This window comes from Plantibacter sp. CFBP 8798, assembly GCF_014841195.1.
Classification (GTDB): domain Bacteria; phylum Actinomycetota; class Actinomycetes; order Actinomycetales; family Microbacteriaceae; genus Plantibacter; species Plantibacter auratus.
Window position 1 is genome coordinate 749,292 of record NZ_JACYTS010000002.1, and the last position, 15,309, is coordinate 764,600.

At 69.2% G+C, this 15,309-nt stretch carries 15 protein-coding genes and 1 tRNA gene; 3 read left to right on the forward strand and 13 right to left on the reverse strand.

The features are described 5' to 3' along the window. Positions 1-45: 45 nt before the first annotated feature. Positions 46-618: an RsmD family RNA methyltransferase gene (locus IFU30_RS10525; RefSeq protein ID WP_192005133.1), complete on the forward strand. Its 573-nt coding sequence runs from the start codon at positions 46-48 to the stop codon at positions 616-618. Between the two features lie 64 nt (positions 619-682). Here IFU30_RS10525 and thiL read toward each other — a convergent pair whose 3' ends face one another. Continuing rightward, entirely contained in the window at positions 683-1,699 is a 1,017-nt protein-coding gene (gene thiL / locus IFU30_RS10530) for a thiamine-phosphate kinase (protein ID WP_192005134.1), read from the reverse strand. Positions 1,700-1,724: 25 nt separating this feature from the next. On the opposite strand from thiL, the gene IFU30_RS10535 reads away from it, so the two are divergent. Continuing rightward, positions 1,725-2,216 carry a DUF3515 family protein gene (locus tag IFU30_RS10535; protein ID WP_192005135.1) on the forward strand — a complete coding sequence of 164 codons (492 nt, stop codon included), beginning with the start codon at positions 1,725-1,727 and terminating at the stop codon, positions 2,214-2,216. Positions 2,217-2,236: 20 nt separating this feature from the next. On the opposite strand, the gene IFU30_RS10540 is transcribed toward IFU30_RS10535, so the two are convergent. From IFU30_RS10540 to IFU30_RS10590, 11 genes are all read right to left on the reverse strand, one after another. Continuing rightward, on the reverse strand, positions 2,237-3,328 hold the full coding sequence (locus IFU30_RS10540) for a D-alanine--D-alanine ligase family protein (RefSeq protein ID WP_192005136.1): 1,092 nt from the start codon (positions 3,326-3,328) through the stop codon (positions 2,237-2,239). Further along, entirely contained in the window at positions 3,231-4,370 is a 1,140-nt protein-coding gene (locus IFU30_RS10545) for an NAD(P)H-dependent glycerol-3-phosphate dehydrogenase (RefSeq protein WP_064296296.1), read from the reverse strand. Before IFU30_RS10545 ends, IFU30_RS10540 begins: the two co-directional genes overlap by 98 nt. Continuing rightward, positions 4,360-5,100, reverse strand: coding sequence for a 1-acyl-sn-glycerol-3-phosphate acyltransferase (locus IFU30_RS10550; protein WP_192005137.1), 741 nt, complete (start codon positions 5,098-5,100; stop codon positions 4,360-4,362). Before IFU30_RS10550 ends, IFU30_RS10545 begins: the two co-directional genes overlap by 11 nt. Positions 5,101-5,106: 6 nt before the next feature. Next, positions 5,107-6,477 (reverse strand): UDP-N-acetylglucosamine 1-carboxyvinyltransferase, encoded by a 1,371-nt coding sequence (murA, locus tag IFU30_RS10555; RefSeq protein WP_064296294.1) that lies wholly within the window; start codon positions 6,475-6,477, stop codon positions 5,107-5,109. A 19-nt stretch (positions 6,478-6,496) separates the two neighbouring features. Then, the gene (gene leuD, locus IFU30_RS10560) at positions 6,497-7,093 is read right to left on the reverse strand and encodes a 3-isopropylmalate dehydratase small subunit (protein WP_079705636.1); all 597 of its coding nucleotides are present in this window, start codon (positions 7,091-7,093) and stop codon (positions 6,497-6,499) included. Next, entirely contained in the window at positions 7,093-8,589 is a 1,497-nt protein-coding gene (leuC, locus tag IFU30_RS10565; protein WP_079705635.1) for a 3-isopropylmalate dehydratase large subunit, read from the reverse strand. Before leuC ends, leuD begins: the two co-directional genes overlap by 1 nt. Before the next feature lie 190 nt (positions 8,590-8,779). Continuing rightward, positions 8,780-9,901 carry a DUF4333 domain-containing protein gene (locus IFU30_RS10570; RefSeq protein WP_192005138.1) on the reverse strand — a complete coding sequence of 374 codons (1,122 nt, stop codon included), beginning with the start codon at positions 9,899-9,901 and terminating at the stop codon, positions 8,780-8,782. Then, positions 9,898-10,824, reverse strand: coding sequence for a hypothetical protein (locus IFU30_RS10575; protein ID WP_192005139.1), 927 nt, complete (start codon positions 10,822-10,824; stop codon positions 9,898-9,900). The genes IFU30_RS10570 and IFU30_RS10575 overlap by 4 nt, the downstream gene beginning before the upstream one ends. Next, complete coding sequence (locus tag IFU30_RS10580) at positions 10,821-11,876, reverse strand: trypsin-like serine peptidase (RefSeq protein ID WP_192005140.1); 1,056 nt, start codon at positions 11,874-11,876, stop codon at positions 10,821-10,823. The genes IFU30_RS10575 and IFU30_RS10580 overlap by 4 nt, the downstream gene beginning before the upstream one ends. Positions 11,877-12,040: 164 nt before the next feature. After that, positions 12,041-12,113, reverse strand: a tRNA-Glu gene (locus IFU30_RS10585). A 108-nt stretch (positions 12,114-12,221) separates the two neighbouring features. Continuing rightward, entirely contained in the window at positions 12,222-13,124 is a 903-nt protein-coding gene (locus IFU30_RS10590) for a YegS/Rv2252/BmrU family lipid kinase (protein ID WP_192005141.1), read from the reverse strand. An 83-nt stretch (positions 13,125-13,207) separates the two neighbouring features. Here IFU30_RS10590 and IFU30_RS10595 point away from each other — a divergent pair, with 83 nt between their 5' ends. Further along, positions 13,208-13,846, forward strand: a complete 639-nt coding sequence (locus IFU30_RS10595) for an MBL fold metallo-hydrolase (RefSeq protein ID WP_124769078.1) — start codon at positions 13,208-13,210, stop codon at positions 13,844-13,846. Between the two features lie 10 nt (positions 13,847-13,856). Here IFU30_RS10595 and IFU30_RS10600 read toward each other — a convergent pair whose 3' ends face one another. Continuing rightward, positions 13,857-14,951, reverse strand: coding sequence for a fatty acid desaturase family protein (locus tag IFU30_RS10600; RefSeq protein ID WP_085510601.1), 1,095 nt, complete (start codon positions 14,949-14,951; stop codon positions 13,857-13,859). Positions 14,952-15,309: the final 358 nt, after the last annotated feature.

Consider the following 15,309-nt stretch of genomic DNA (forward strand, 5'->3'; position numbering starts at 1 on the left):
ACACCGCGGTTCGCTCGGCTTCGCGCAGCCTGCGAGGATGGGACCATGGCCGGCATCAGGATCATCTCGGGTTTCGCCGGATCACGCACGATCCGGGTCCCGGGCAGCGGGACACGACCGACGAGCGATCGCGTCCGCGAGGCACTCTTCTCCGCGCTGGAGGCCCGCGATGTCATCGCCGGCGCCGAGGTGCTCGACCTGTACGCAGGGTCGGGGTCGCTGGGACTCGAGTGCGCCAGCCGGGGTGCCGCGGTCGTCACCCTCGTCGACCGAGGGTCGGAGGCGGCGAAGCTGTGTCGCGACAACGCGAAGATCGTGACCTCGGCAGCACCTCGCGGTGCGGCACCACGCATCACGGTGCACGCCAAGTCGGTCGGCGCCTACCTGTCCGGGGCGACGGTCCCGTCCGACCTCGTCTTCATCGATCCCCCGTACGACCTCCCCGAGGCGGAGCTCACGGCCAACCTCGCCGCGCTCGTCGGTCTGGTCACCGACGACGGGCTCGTGCTCGTCGAGCGGAGCTCCCGCTCGCCCGAACCGACCCTTCCCCCAGCGCTCGAGGTCCTGCGGAAGAGCACCTACGGCGAGACCGTCGTCTGGTGGATCACGCCGGTCTGAGCCACCGCTTCACCGTCACCGCGTCTCCGCAGGGTCTTCGCGCCACGGCGGCCGGCCACACCGCTCAACCGGACGCGTCGTCCCAGTCGCGGTAGGGGTCCCAACCGGCGCGACCGTCGTAGGCCACACCGTCGACGAGGACCCCGGCACCGGTCCGGGCCGTGCCGATGGTCCGGAAGCCGGCGGGGATCGTGGTGGCGGCCGGGAACGTCGCCAGGAGGGAGTGGTCCTCGCCGCCGGCGAGGGCGAGCGCCATGTCGGCACCCAGGTCCTCGGCCCGGAGGTCGATCGCGACCCCACTCGCCCGCGCGAGGCGACCGGCGTCGAGCGCGAGCCCGTCCGACAGGTCGAGCATCGCCGTGGCACCGGCGACGGCGGCGACGACACCGGCGGCGATCGGTGGCCGTGGTGCGAGTTGTGCCTCCACCTCGACCCGGTGATCGCGTCGCAGGCCGGCCGCTGCCTCGGCCGAGGGCACGCCGTCGGCGTCGACCCCACGTGAGAAGAGGAGTCGCAGGCCTGCCGCAGCCGAACCCAACTCCCCCGCGACCGCGACCACGTCGCCGGGTCGCGCTCCGTCACGTCGGATGGGGGCACGACCCTCCAGGTCGCCGAACGCCGTCACCGCGATCATGAAGACGTCGGACACGGCCAGATCGCCGCCGACGACACCGCAGCCGGGCGCGAGCTCGGCACAGGCGTCGCGCAGTCCGTCGGCGAACCCGTCGAGGACGGCAACCGGCAGGTGCTTGGGCATGGCGAGTGCGACGACGAGTGCCGTCGGACGCGCCCCCATCGCCGCCACGTCCGCCAGGTTGCTGGCCGCAGCCTTCCACCCCAGGTCGTGGGCGCTCGACCATGCCAGCCGGAAGTCCGGCCCGTGGATCATCGTGTCCGTCGTGACGACGAACCGACCGTCCGGCGCCAGGACGACGGCGGCATCGTCACCCGGCCCGAGGAGTTCGGCGTCGGCGTGCGGCAGGCGAGGGAAGATGCGCTCGAGCAGCTCCCCCTCGGCGAGGTCCCCGACACAGGGCCCGACCGTTCCGTGATCGTCGGACGCGCTCCCAGACTCGTTCATGGGATCAACGGTAGCCTGGTGGGCGATGTCCCCGATTCGTGCGCTCCTCGCCACCGCCCTCGCCGCAGCCGCAACCCTGGCCCTGGCGGGCTGCGCGCCCGCCGTCGCGCTCGAACCCGCCGCCGATGCGAACAACCCGCAGTGCGCGGAGGTCACGGTGCGTCTGCCCGACGTCGTCGCCGAGCTGCCCGAGCGAGGCACCGACGCCCAGGCCACCGGCGCCTGGGGCGATCCCGCGACGGTCCTCCTGCACTGCGGGGTCGCGATCCCCGGCCCGACCACGCAGCAGTGCCAGTCGGTGAACGGCGTCGACTGGATCATCGACGACGCCGACGCGCCGAACTACCGGTTCACCACCTTCGGGCGCACGCCCGCGGTCGAGATCGTGCTCGACGGCGACGCCGTCGCCAGCAGCACCGTCCTGGCTGATCTGGCGCCTGCCGTGTCCGTGCTCCCCGTCACCGGGAAGTGCACCGCCCTCGGCGACGCCGAGCTCCCGATCCCCACCGACGGCTGACCGTTCCGGCGCCGCTGCATTCAGGAGCGGGCGCGCGCGACCTCGATCAGCTCGGTGATGAGCTCGGGGTAGCTGAGCCCCGAGGCCAACCAGCAGCTCGGGAACATCGAGATCGGGGTGAACCCCGGCATGGTGTTGACCTCGTTGACGACGAAGCCGTCCGCGGTCAGGAAGAAGTCGACCCGGGCGAGCCCCGCGCAGCCCAACGCCTCGAACGCCCGACGCGAGAGGTCCTGCATCTCCGACAACTGCTCGGGACGAAGGTCGGCGGGGCAGACGAGCTCGATACCGGGTGCGTCGAGGTATTTCGCCTCGAAATCGTAGAAGTCGCGTCCGGTCACGACGACCTCGCCGGCCACCGAGACACGAGGTGCCTCGCCGGGGAGGGACTCGAGGACCGCACATTCGACCTCTCGGCCCACCAGACCGGTCTCGACGAGCACGGTCGAGTCCTCGGCGAGGGCTAGTTCGATCGCTGCACGGAACGCGTCCGGCGTCGACACCTTCGACACGCCGACGCTCGAACCGGCTCGCGCCGGCTTCACGAACGCCGGTGACCCGAGCGATCCGAGCGATGCGAGCACCTCCTCGGGTGCCGTGGCCCACTCGTGGGCGGTGAACCGCACCCACGGCGCGACGGCGATCCCGGCGGCCTGGAGCACCGTCTTCGTGAAGTGCTTGTCCATGCCGAGCGAGGACGCGAGGACGCCGGAGCCGACGTACGGGAGGTCGACGAGCTCGAGCATGCCCTGCACGGTGCCGTCCTCGCCGAACCGACCGTGGAGGATCGGGAAGACGATGTCGATGGGACCGAGGGTGAACGGGACGCCGTCCTCCCCGACCACGGTCAGCTCACGGCTGCCGACGCGCTCAGGCCAGCGCACGGCCGGCCGCGAGGGGTCGACCTCCGGCAAGTGCGCGGGGTCGAGCGCGTACCGGCTCGGGTCGTCGACCTCGAGGACGTACGAGCCGTCGTGGGCGATCCCGACCGGGTAGACGTCGTACCGTTCGCGGTCAATCGCGGCGAGGACGCCGCCCGCCGTTGCGCAGCTGATCGAGTGCTCGCTTGAACGGCCTCCAAAGAGCACCACCACTCCGGTCTTGTGCGTCATCGTTGCTTCTCTCCCCCTGGGGTTCGTCGTCGTCGGTCGTGAGGTGCGGTGCGATGTCCTTCGGGTCGAGCGTGCCGTCGAGCACCTGCTTGACCTGTTCGACGATGGGCATCGCGACCCCCTTCGCCTTGGCCAGCTCGAGCACCGGTGCAACGGACGCGAGCCCCTCCGCGGTCTGCTGCATCTGTTTGACGACGTCGTCGAACTGATACCCCTGGCCGAGCAGACGCCCCGCCGTGTTGTTCCGGGACAGCGGCGACTGGCACGTCGCGATGAGGTCGCCGAGCCCGGCCAGGCCTGAGAGGGTCTCCGGTTGCGCGCCGTGGGCCACCGCGAAGTCGGTCATCTCGACCAGCCCGCGGGTGATGATGGAGGCCTTCGTGTTCTCACCGTAGCCGACGCCGTCGACGATGCCGATCGCGACGGCGATGAGGTTCTTGAGCACACCACCGAACTCGGTACCGATGACGTCGGTGTTCACGAAGCTGCGGAAGTACCGGTTGCGCGCGAGGAGCGCGACCGTCTGCGCCGTCTCGAGGCTCTCCGAGGAGATCACGGCGGCCGTCGGCTGCTCGCGGGCGATCTCGAGCGCGAGGTTGGGGCCGGAGGCGACGGCGATGCGTGACGGGTCGATGTCGAGGGTCTCGCGGATGACCTCGCTCATCCGGGATCCGCTGCGACGCTCGACGCCCTTCATGAGCGAGACGACGATGGTGCCGTCCTCGAGGTGCGGGCGGAGCGCGATGAGGTTGTCGCGCAACGACTGGCTCGGGACCGACAGGAACACGACCGAGGCACCGCGCACGGCGTCGACCATGCTCGCGGTCGCCGTCATCCGCATCGGCAGATTGATGCCGGGCAGGTAGTCACTGTTGCGCTTGGCCTCGGTGATCTCGCGAGCGAGCTCGGGTCGTCTGGCCCACATGACCACGTCGGAGCCACCGTCCGCGAGGATCTTGCCGAACGTCGTGCCCCAGCTGCCCGCTCCGAGCACGGCGACCCTCGTGGCGGCCGGTGGTTGCGGAACGTTCCTAGGACTCAAAGCGGCCTGTCTCCTTCTGCTGGTGTTTCGAGGGATCCCAACGCTCAGAGGGAGCTTGGGCACCGCGCAGTTCCTCGCAGAGGGCGGTGATGGCCTGCATGACGACCTCGGTCGCCTCGTTCAGCGTCTTCGAGTCTAGCTGCCGCCCGGCGAAGGCCGAGAGGTCCACCGGCTCGCCGATGGCGACCTCGACGCGCTTCCGCAACGGGAACACCCGCAGTTTGCCGTACCGCGGCATGACCTCCTGCGTGCCCCAGTGCGCGGCGGGGATGATCGGCAGGCCGTGCGTGAGGGCGATCCGGACCGCGCCGGTTCGCCCGCGCATCGGCCACAGGCCCGGGTCGCGGGTGAGCGAGCCCTCCGGGTACACGACGACACCCTGCCCGCGTTCGGTCAGGTGTGCTGCGGCGCTGACGGGGTCCATCCCACGGGCGGAGCCCTCGCGCTCGACGGGGATCTGTCCGGACTTCCGCAACAACCACCCGACCACCGGGACCTTGAAGAGACTGCCCTTCGCCATGAAGCGAGGCTGTCGCCCGAGCCGCCAGACGGCCACGCCCATGATCAGCGGGTCGAACTCGCTGTCGTGGTTGGGCGACAGGATGAACGGCCCCTCCTGCGGCAGGCGTTCGCCGTGCCGGACGCGGAGCTTGACGAGAGCACTGAACGGCGGGATCGCGATCGACGACAGCAACCAGTAGATCGACGGCCTCGACCGTTCCACCCCCACGGCGGACTACTTCGTTTCGAGGACGAAGTCAGCACCGAGCTGCTGGAGCTTCACGATGAAGTTCTCGTACCCACGGCTGATGATGCCGACGTTGCTGACCGTCGACTTGCCCTCGGCGGTGAGCGCCGCGATGAGGTGGCTGAAGCCACCGCGGAGGTCGGGGACCTCGATGTCGGCACCGTGCAGCGGCGTCGGGCCGTTGATCACGGCGGCCTGCTCGAGGTTGCGCCGCGGCACGCGACGAGGCGTACCCGACAGCCCGTTGGGGTGCACGACGATGTTCGCGCCCATGGTGTTGAGCGCGTCCGTGAATCCGAACCGGTTCTCGTAGACCGTCTCGTGGACGATCGACTCGCCCGTCGCCTGCGTCAGCGCGACGATGAGGGGCTGCTGCCAGTCCGTCATGAAGCCGGGGTGGACGTCGGTCTCGATGACCACGGGCTTCAGCTCCTCCTTGCGGTAGAACCGGATGCCGTCGTCGGTGATGTCGAACCCGCCACCGGCCTTGCGGAAGATGTTGAGGAACGTCATCATGTCCTGCTGCTTCGCGCCGCCGACGAAGACGTCGCCGTCGGTCGCGAGCGCGGCCGACGCCCAGCTCGCTGCCTCGTTGCGGTCGCCGATGGCCGTGTGGTCGTACCCCTCGAGCTTGTCCACGCCCTCGATGAGGATCACGCGGTTGGGCTCGTAGGAGATGATCGCGCCCATCTTCTGGAGGACGGCGATGAGATCCATGATCTCCGGCTCGATCGCCGCACCCTTGAGCTCCGTGGTGCCCTTGGCACGGACCGCCGTGAGCAGGACCTGCTCCGTGGCGCCGACGCTCGGGTACGGAAGGTGCACCGTCGTCCCGTGCAGACCGTTCGGGGCCGAGAGACGGATGCCCTGCGGGAGCTTCTCCACGACCGCGCCGAACTTGCGGAGCGCGTCGAGGTGGAAGTCAATGGGGCGGTCGCCGATGCGGCAGCCTCCGAGGTCGGGGATGAACGCCGCCCCGAGGCGGTGGAGTAGCGGCCCGCAGAACAGGATCGGGATCCGGGAGAAGCCGGCGTGTGCGTCGATCTCCTCCATGTGGGCGGACTCGACGTTGGTCGGGTCGAGGCGGAGCTCGTTCGGGTTCTCGCCCTCCGTCACGTCCACGCCGTGGATCTCGAGCAGGGAGCGGACGACCCGGACGTCGCTGATGTTCGGCACGTTGCGCAGGACGCTGACGTTCTCGCCGAGTAGCGACGCAACCATCGCCTTGGTCACGAGGTTCTTGGCACCCTTGACCTCGATGCGGCCTCTGAGCGGGATACCGCCGTTGATCGTGATGCGGTCGACATCGAGTCCGACCGACGAGCCTGCCGCCTGTGACGCCTGGACGAGTGAATTCAAACCGGTACCTACTGCCTTGCTACTTGACGGGAATGGTGCGGGGCAGCCAGTTCGGCCGCCGGGCCTCGAACGCGGTGATCTGCTCTTCGCTACGGAGCGTCAGCCCGATGTCATCGAGTCCTTCGATGAGCCGCCACCGAGTGTAATCGTCGACCTGGAACGAAACCGTGAGATCGCCGACCGTGATGGTGCGGGCGATGAGGTCGACGACGGAATCGGCGCCGGGAGCGGCCTCGATCGCAGCCCAGAGCTGCTCGAGCTCCTCCTCGCTGACCTGGGCGGCGAGGAGACCCTGCTTCCCGGAGTTCCCGCGGAAGATGTCGCCGAAGCGGGACGACACGACGACCTTGAACCCGAAGTCGCGCAAGGCCCACACGGCGTGCTCACGCGACGAGCCGGTGCCGAAGTCGTGCCCCGCGACGAGGATGCTGGCACCCTGGTAGACGGGCTGGTTCAGGACGAAATCGGGGTCCTGACGCCACCCCGCGAAGAGCGCGTCCTCGAAGCCGGTCTTCGTGACCCGCTTCAGATAGACGGCGGGGATGATCTGGTCGGTGTCGACGTTGGAACGCCGCATCGGAGCGGCGACGCCGGTGACGGTCGTGAACTTGTCCATCAGGCGTGCACGCCTTCCTGCTCGGTGGCGGCGTGTCTGCCGGGCTCGACCTCGAGATCGGCAGGGCTGGAGAGTGTTCCGCGGATGGCGGTCGCCGCGGCGACGAGCGGCGAGACGAGGTGCGTGCGGCCGCCCTTGCCCTGGCGACCCTCGAAGTTGCGGTTCGACGTCGAGGCGCAGCGCTCCCCCGGAGCGAGCTGATCGGGGTTCATCCCGAGGCACATGGAGCATCCGGCGAACCGCCACTCCGCACCGAAGTCGGTGATGATCTTGTCGAGCCCCTCGGCCTCAGCCTCGATCCGAACCCGGGCGGAACCCGGGACGACCATGACCCGCACACCCTCGGCCTTCGTGCGGCCCTCGATGACGGATGCGAACGCCCGCAGGTCTTCGATGCGGCTGTTCGTGCAGGAGCCCATGAAGACCGCGTCCACCGGGATCTCCTTCATCGGGGTGCCGGCTTCGAGCGCCATGTACTCCAGGGCGCGCTCGGCGGCGGACCGCTCGTTCGGGTCGGCGATGGCCGCGGGGTCGGGCACGTTCTCGCTGAGCGAGACGCCCTGGCCCGGGTTGGTGCCCCAGGTGACGAAGGGTTCCAGCGTGTCGGCGTCGAGGAAGACCTCGGCGTCGAAGGCGGCGCCTTCATCGGTCGCGAGGGTGTCCCAGTAGGCGACGGCCTCGTCCCAGTCGGCTCCGGTCGGAGCGTGCGGGCGGCCCTGCAGGTAGTCGTAGGTGATCTGGTCCGGGGCGACCATGCCGGCCCGGGCCCCGGCCTCGATCGACATGTTGCAGATCGTCATGCGGCCCTCCATGGAGAGCGCACGGATCGCCGAGCCGCGGTATTCGAGGACGTAGCCCTGCCCACCGCCGGTGCCGATCTTCGCGATGACGGCGAGGATGATGTCCTTCGCGGTCACGCCCGGCCGCAACGTGCCCTCGACGGTGATCGCCATGGTCTTGAACGGCTTCAACGGCAGCGTCTGCGTGGCCATGACGTGCTCGACCTCGCTGGTGCCGATGCCGAAGGCCATGGCCCCGAAGGCGCCGTGGGTCGAGGTGTGCGAGTCGCCGCAGACGACCGTGATCCCGGGCATCGTGAGGCCGAGCTGCGGACCGACGACGTGGACGATCCCCTGGTCGAGGTCGCCGAGGGAGTGGATCCGCACCCCGAACTCCGCGGCGTTGCGACGGAGGGTCTCGATCTGTGTGCGGCTCGTGAGGTCGGCGATCGGCTTGTCGATCGCGAGCGTCGGGGTGTTGTGGTCCTCGGTCGCGATCGTCAGGTCGACGCGACGCAGCGGCCGGTCGGCCAGGCGCAGACCGTCGAAGGCCTGCGGGCTCGTCACCTCGTGGACGAGGTGCAGGTCGATGTAGATGAGGTCGGGCGTGCCGTCCTCGCCCTTGACGACGAGGTGGTCGTCCCAGACCTTCTCGGCGAGCGTGCGCGGGTGCTCGGGAATGCTCGGGACGGACGGATCGGCGTTCAGCTGCGACATGTCGTGGAATTCCTTCAAACGATGAGTGGTCAGGCGTCAGCGACCTCCGCGACGAGGGAGCCTGGAACTAGGCCTCGTCGCGGCTGGGAAGGAGGAGCAGCCCGGACAACATTCGCCCAGCGTACCACCCGGCCGTGACGAAGCCGTCGGCACCGTCGTCGCTCGAGGGGACGCCGGTGCCGACACCGTGCTACTTCGGCGCGTCGATCCCGACGCGGTACTGCCCCTGGTCGTTGATGACCTCGACGGCCACCGGGTAGCTCTTCGCGTTGTACGAGAACGTGCACTCGAACTGTGTCCCGGTCGTGGCCGGCTGATCGCTCGGGCACTCGACCTTCTCGACGTCTGCGAGGCCGAAGTCCTGCTTGAGCACCTCGGCCACACCGGTCTGCACCGAGCCGCGGTCGAGCATCGGCGTGAACAGGCGACCGACCGAGAGGAGGGTGAGCGGGACGGCGATGAGCGATGCGGCGACCGCACCGATGAGCACGCCGATCCAGAGTTTGCGCCCGAGCGGCTTGCGGGCGGCCTTCGGCCCCGAAGCCGGCTGCTGGCCGGTCGCCCCGTACTCGGGGCCTGGACGGAACGGACCGGTCTGCTGTGGGCCGGCCTGCGATCCCTGCTGCTGTGGACCTGGCTGGAACGGGCCGTTCGGGTGCTGCGCCTGTCCCGGACCGAAGGGCTGTGGCCCGGTCGGGCGTGTCTGACCGTAGGGCGGCTGGCCCTGCGGCCCCTGAGGCTGGCTCTGCGGCCGGCCCTGCGGCGCGCCGAGCGGACGTCCCTGTGGAGCCTGGCCGGGGGCCTGACCCAGCTGAAGACCCCTGGGCGCGTGACCGGGCTGACCGTTCGATGTCGGGGGCCGGAACCCGTCCGGACCGCCTGGCCGCCCCTGCTGCTGCGGCTGCTGGTTCGGGCCTGCGTTCGAGGGCCGCTGCTGCTGCACCCACGGCTGCCCACCGGGCGCGCCGGCGAACGGCGCACCGGGCTGGGTGGGCGGCTGCTGGGCTGGACCGTTGGACTGCTGCCCTGGGGCGCCTCCCTGCGGGCGGGGCCCTCCACCGGTCTGACCAGGCGCGGACGGCTGAGACGGGCCGTTCTGCGACGGGACGCCCTGCGGTGGTCCGTTCTGACCCTGCGGCGCGCCGTTCTGGGGTGCACCGTTCTGCGGCGGCGTCTGACGCTGCGGGCTGCCCGGTCCGAACTCCAGGCGGGGTGCGTTCGGGTCGGGGAATCCCGGCGGCTGCTGGTCGGGGCGCAGGGGGCCGCCGACCGGGGGCTTTCCGAGGTCCTCGGGTTTCTGGTCGTCGGTCATTTCCTCAACTCCTCGATCCGATCCCAGAACGCGGCCTGATCGGCCGCCGGGATCACCGTCACGTCGAATCCTGATGGTGCGGTCGGCAGGTCTTCGAGCGTCGACGTACCCGACACCTCGAAGCCGGCCTGCAACTGCAGCTTGGTCTCGCTCTCGACCGTCCCGCTCAACTCCATCTTCACGAGGCCACCCTCGGCGTTCTGGAAGATCGTCACCGGCAGGAGGGTCGCCAGGTCGTCCTCGCTGAACGACGACACGAGGTCGTCCGGGAGGTCGAAGAGCGTCCCGACGGCCAGCACGCTCTCGAGGCTCGCGCTCGTCGAGATCTGTGAGGAGCCGTCGTTCCGCATCGAGACCACGACGCTGCTGAGCGCGCCGTCCCCCGAGCTGCGGGTCGTTTCGACCGCGGAGTAGATGTCGCAGGCGATGGAGATGCCCGGGTAGACACAGGCGGGTCCGAGTGACCCCTCCGCGTCCTCCTCGGCCACGTACTGCGTCTGGACGGCCACCCACTCAGTCGGCGCGAGCTCCTTGAGTTCACCGCCGAGCAGCAGGAGGTCGTAGTCGACTCCCGCCTGGTGATAGATGTCGACGGTGTCGCCGTCGGCGGAGCCCTTGTCCTGGCTGAACGAGGCGGTCGGGTCGCCGAAGAGGACCACCGAGTCGTTCTCGTGCGACTCGAGGTCTCCCGAGACGGCATGGACGTATGCCGACCCGATCACGTCCGGAGCCTGGCCGATCTGGGCTGACAGCAGCTCGAACCTCGCCTCGGCGAGATCCTGCATGTACCTCTGCTGGGCGGCGGCGTCGGGGAACGCCGATCCGGGCGTCGTGCAGGCGCTCAAGGCGAGTGCGGCGCTCCCGGCCAAAGCCAGGACACCGATCCGCCGACGGCGTCGCGTCATGCTCGTGCGGGCGGTCATGACCCCTCCGCCAGAGCGTCGTTGTACAGGGTGAGCGCCCGCTGTCCGAGGACGGGGCCCTCGAGCCAGGAACCGTCGCCGCGCGAGGTGACCGAGGTGACGTACCCGGCGCCGGTGGCTGGATCCAGCCGGGTGAGCCAGCCGCCGCCCGAGCAACCCGGGGTCATGAGGCAGTCGACCCGGTATCCGGCGTATCCCTTCGTGGCGGCCTGGCTCGCGCAGTAGCGCTGCGACTGTCCGTCGAACGGTGCGGCCGACGGGTAACCGATCACGGTGATGCCCTCTGGCGGGGTACCGAAGGAGATGCCCTGACCGCCGGTCACCTCCTGGATCTTCTGACCCGACGCGTTCGGGGCGAGTCGGATGAAGGCGAAGTCGTAGGCCCAGCCGTTGCCGCTCGTCGCACCACTGGCGTCCGACGTCGCCTCACTGGTGAACTCGTCGGGGACGTAGGTGCTGACCCCGGCCCACTGCCCGTAGGGCTGGGTCTGGCCGTTGGCCGCGTCGGCCGGGATGAAGATGATGTTCTCGGCGAGCTGTTTGCCGTACGTGTCCCAGACGCAGTGGCCCGCGGTCAGGACGAGGTCCATGGTCGGGGCGTTGACGACGCTCGCGGAACAGACGTAGGTGGCGCCACCGATGGAGAAGTAGAGACGTCCCTGCGTGGCCGCCGCCAGTCCGGTCGCCGGGTACGGGTCGCCGGCTGCTGTCGGGGTGATGGCCTTGACGTCGACGTCGGGACCGACCCCGGTACTCGGGTGCACGACCACGCCGGTGGCCTGGTCGCCCGTGAGCGTGTCCTCCCCCGGCTTCAGATCCGGTGCCGTCGCTCCGCCGAACTTGTCGTCGGTCCAGTAGTCGTTGACCTCCTGGGGACTCGCGTCGAAGTCCTTGCGCAGCGTGTCGTCGGTGCCGCCGGCGACGTCGACGACGGGGCCGGCACCGCCGGCCACGGGCTCCCCCGTCACCGGGATGGAGCACCCCGTCAGCAGGGCGGCGAGGATCAGGACTGCGGCTGTCGCCGGAGCGCGGCGCTTCTGCTTCACGGTCACCCGGCCAAGCTAGCACGCAGCGGCACTCGGCGAGATCGGTGCGGGCCCTGCCTTCGGAGCGTCCCGGAAGGCCCGCGTGGCCATCCCGAGGCGCACTCGAGCCGCCAAATGAACGAAGCCCCGCTTCCTGATGACTCAGGAAAGCGAGGCTTCGTTCGGTGTTGTGACCCCAACGGGATTTGAACCCGTGCTGCCGCCGTGAGAGGGCGGTGTCCTAGGCCGCTAAACGATGGGGCCGTAAGCAACGGATATGAGTATGCCATACGATTTCGAGCCGTACAAATCGAGGCCACCAGCGGCATCCGACGGGCGTGTCGCGCGGTGGTCGTGCTCGGGCGGACGCGGTCACGCGAGCACTCGGAGGGCGCCGGGGACCACGTCGATCGTGACCGGCAGCGGACCGATGCGCTCCCCGTCGGCGTAGGCCGTGATGCCGTCCGCGGCGATCGAGACCGAACGGACCCGCGACAGTCGCACGATGTCGAGATCCGTGTGGGCACCCGAGAAGACCTTGGGGAACAGCCGGAGGAACCGGAACCGTGACACGGGTGCGACGACGAAGAGGTCGAATCGGCCGTCGGCGAGGTCCGCCTGTGGCGCGATGAGCATGCCGCCACCGATCGAGGTGTTGTTCGCGACGGCGAGGAGGACGGCGTCGACCGTCTCCGGCGCCCCGTCCACGGTCAGCTCGTACCGGCGGGGTCGCAGGGCCAGGAGCTCACGGAGGATCGCGATCGTGTACCGACTGCGCCCGCGCGGCCGTCGCATGCGGTTCGCCCGTTCGTTGACGAGGGCGTCGAAGCCTGCGGACACCGCACCGACGAACCAGGTCGTCCGCTCGCCGTCGGCCACCGTGCCGGCGTCGATCACCCGCGGCTCACCCTCGAGCGCACGGAGCAGGGACGCGATCGCGGCTGTGGGATCACCCAACGGGATCCCGAGGCCCCTGGCGATGTCGTTGCCCGTACCGGACGGGACCACGCCGAACGGCAGGCCCGAGTCACGTACCGCCTCGACGGCCAGACTCACCATGCCGTCGCCACCGACGACGACGAGCGCGTCCAACCCGGTCTCGATCGCAGTCTGCACCGCACTCCGGAGCTGTCCGACGGTCCGCTCCTGCAGGCGGACGGCGCGATGCCCGGCTTGCTCGAGGGCGTCGAGCACCATCGGGCCCACGGCTCGGGTCGAGCCGAACGACGCGGTCGGGTTGATGGCGACGCCGATGCGTCGGGGCTGCGTGGTCACCTGCCGATTCTGACAGGCCCACGGCGGGTGGATACCCGGACGACCGGGTTGCCCCCGGCGCTCCCACGGTATTCACTCGTCCTATGAGACTCACGAAGTTCGAACATGCAGCATTCCTCCTCGAGACGGACGGCGCCAAGCTGATCGTCGACCCGGGCGCGTTCACGTCCCCGATCGCCGATGTGGAGCACACCGCGGCGGTCCTGATCACGCACCTGCACCCCGACCACTGGACCGCGGAGCACCTCGACCGCATCCTCGCCGCGAGCCCGGAGGCCGTCCTCTACGGACCGGCCGGTGTGGCCGCCGCCGCGGACGGGTACGACATCACCGTCGTCGCCCCGGGAGACGTGGTCGAAGCGGGGCCCTTCACGCTCCGCTTCTTCGGCGGGACCCACGCGGTCATCCATTCGTCGATCCCGGTGATCGACAACGTGGGCGTCCTCATCAACGACCTCGTGTACTACCCCGGCGATTCCTTCGCCGTCCCCGAGGGCGTCGAGGTCGACGTCCTGGCCGCCCCGGCGGGTGCACCGTGGATGAAGATCTCCGAGGGCATGGACTTCGTCACCGCCGTCGCGCCGAAGCGCGCGTTCGGTACGCACGAGATGGTGCTCTCGGGGCCGGGACAGAGCATGTCGCACGACCGCCTGCAGTGGGCGACCGAACAGGGCGGCGGGACCTACTACCCGCTCGCCCCGCTCGACACGCTCGAGGTCTGAGACCGGTCGACTACCGGCGGCGGAAGTTCGCCGCCGCCGGGCAGTCGAACGGGTCGCGGGCCGAGAGGCCGACCCGGTTGAGGTACTCGATGACGATGGCGTAGGACTGCAGCAGGGTCGTCTCGGTGTACGGCACCTGCTGGGTCTCGCAGTGCTCCCGCACGATGACGCGAGCACGAGCCAGAGCCGGGCGAGGCATGCTCGGGAACAGGTGGTGCTCGATCTGGTAGTTCAGGCCGCCCATGAAGGTGGCCATGCCGAAGCCGCGGACGTTGCGCGAGGTCAGCACCTGCTTGCGGAGGAAGTCGAGCTTCATGTCGGCCGGGATGATCGGCATGCCCTTGTGGTTCGGCGCGAAGGACGCACCCATGTAGACGCCGAAGACCGCGAGCTGGACGCCGAGGAACGCGAACGCCATGCCGACGGGCAGGAAGAGGAAGATCGCGGCCAGGTACAGACCGACGCGGGCGACGATCATGCTGATCTCGGCGGCGCGGCCGTCGACCTTGCCCGGACCGAAGAGGGTCTTGAAGGACAGCGCGTGGAGGTTGATGCCCTCCAACATGAGGAGGGGGAAGAAGAGGTAGCCCTGCTTGCGGGTGATGAGGGCCTGCAGGCCCTTGGCCTTGGCAGCGTCCTCCTCGATGAAGGAGATCGTGTCGATCTCGATGTCGGGGTCCTTCGTGACCTGGTTCGGGTTCGCGTGGTGGCGCGTGTGCTTCGTCATCCACCACGAGTAGCTGATGCCGACGATGCCCGCCGCGAGGAACCGGCCGGCGCGGTCGTTCGCGCGGCCCGACTCGAAGACCTGGCGGTGCGAGGCCTCGTGGGCGAGGAAGGCGAACTGGGTGAGGATGATGCCGAGCGCGCCGGCGATGAGCAGCTGGAACCAGGACTCGCGGAGCAGGACGAACCCGGTGACGCAGCCGAGGAGCGCGATGACGAGGAACGAGAACGTGAGGATGTAGAACGTGCGGTGGCGGCGGAGGAGTCCCGCTTCGCGAACCGTCTTCAACAGCGACGAGTAGGAGCTGGTGACGTTCGCAGCGCCGGGCTTGCGGGGGCTCGTGGCACGAACCGGGCCGAGGATGGCTTCAGTTGACATGGGCACTCCGGAGGAATCGTGTCGACTTCCCAGCCGGGGCGATGAGCGGATGCTCGGACGAGCGCGAGCTCTGCAGATGGCCACAGCCTACGGTCGGTGTCTGAAGAATCACCCCACATCACGACATCCGACCCCAGATCAGGCCACTCACCCGCCAGTTGTCGAGAAAAGACGCAGAATTGGCCAATCCGTTACGTGTTCGGCTGCCGTTTCGAGCCGAGATGGGCTAACGTGGATCGAAGTTGTTGTGTTGCGCAGGTATTTCAAGCCGCGTTTCCACCGATGGATACGCTGCTTTTCTGAGGAGCGAGCAAAGAACACCGCGACGAACGGGCCCGAAAGTCGGGAACGGTCACTC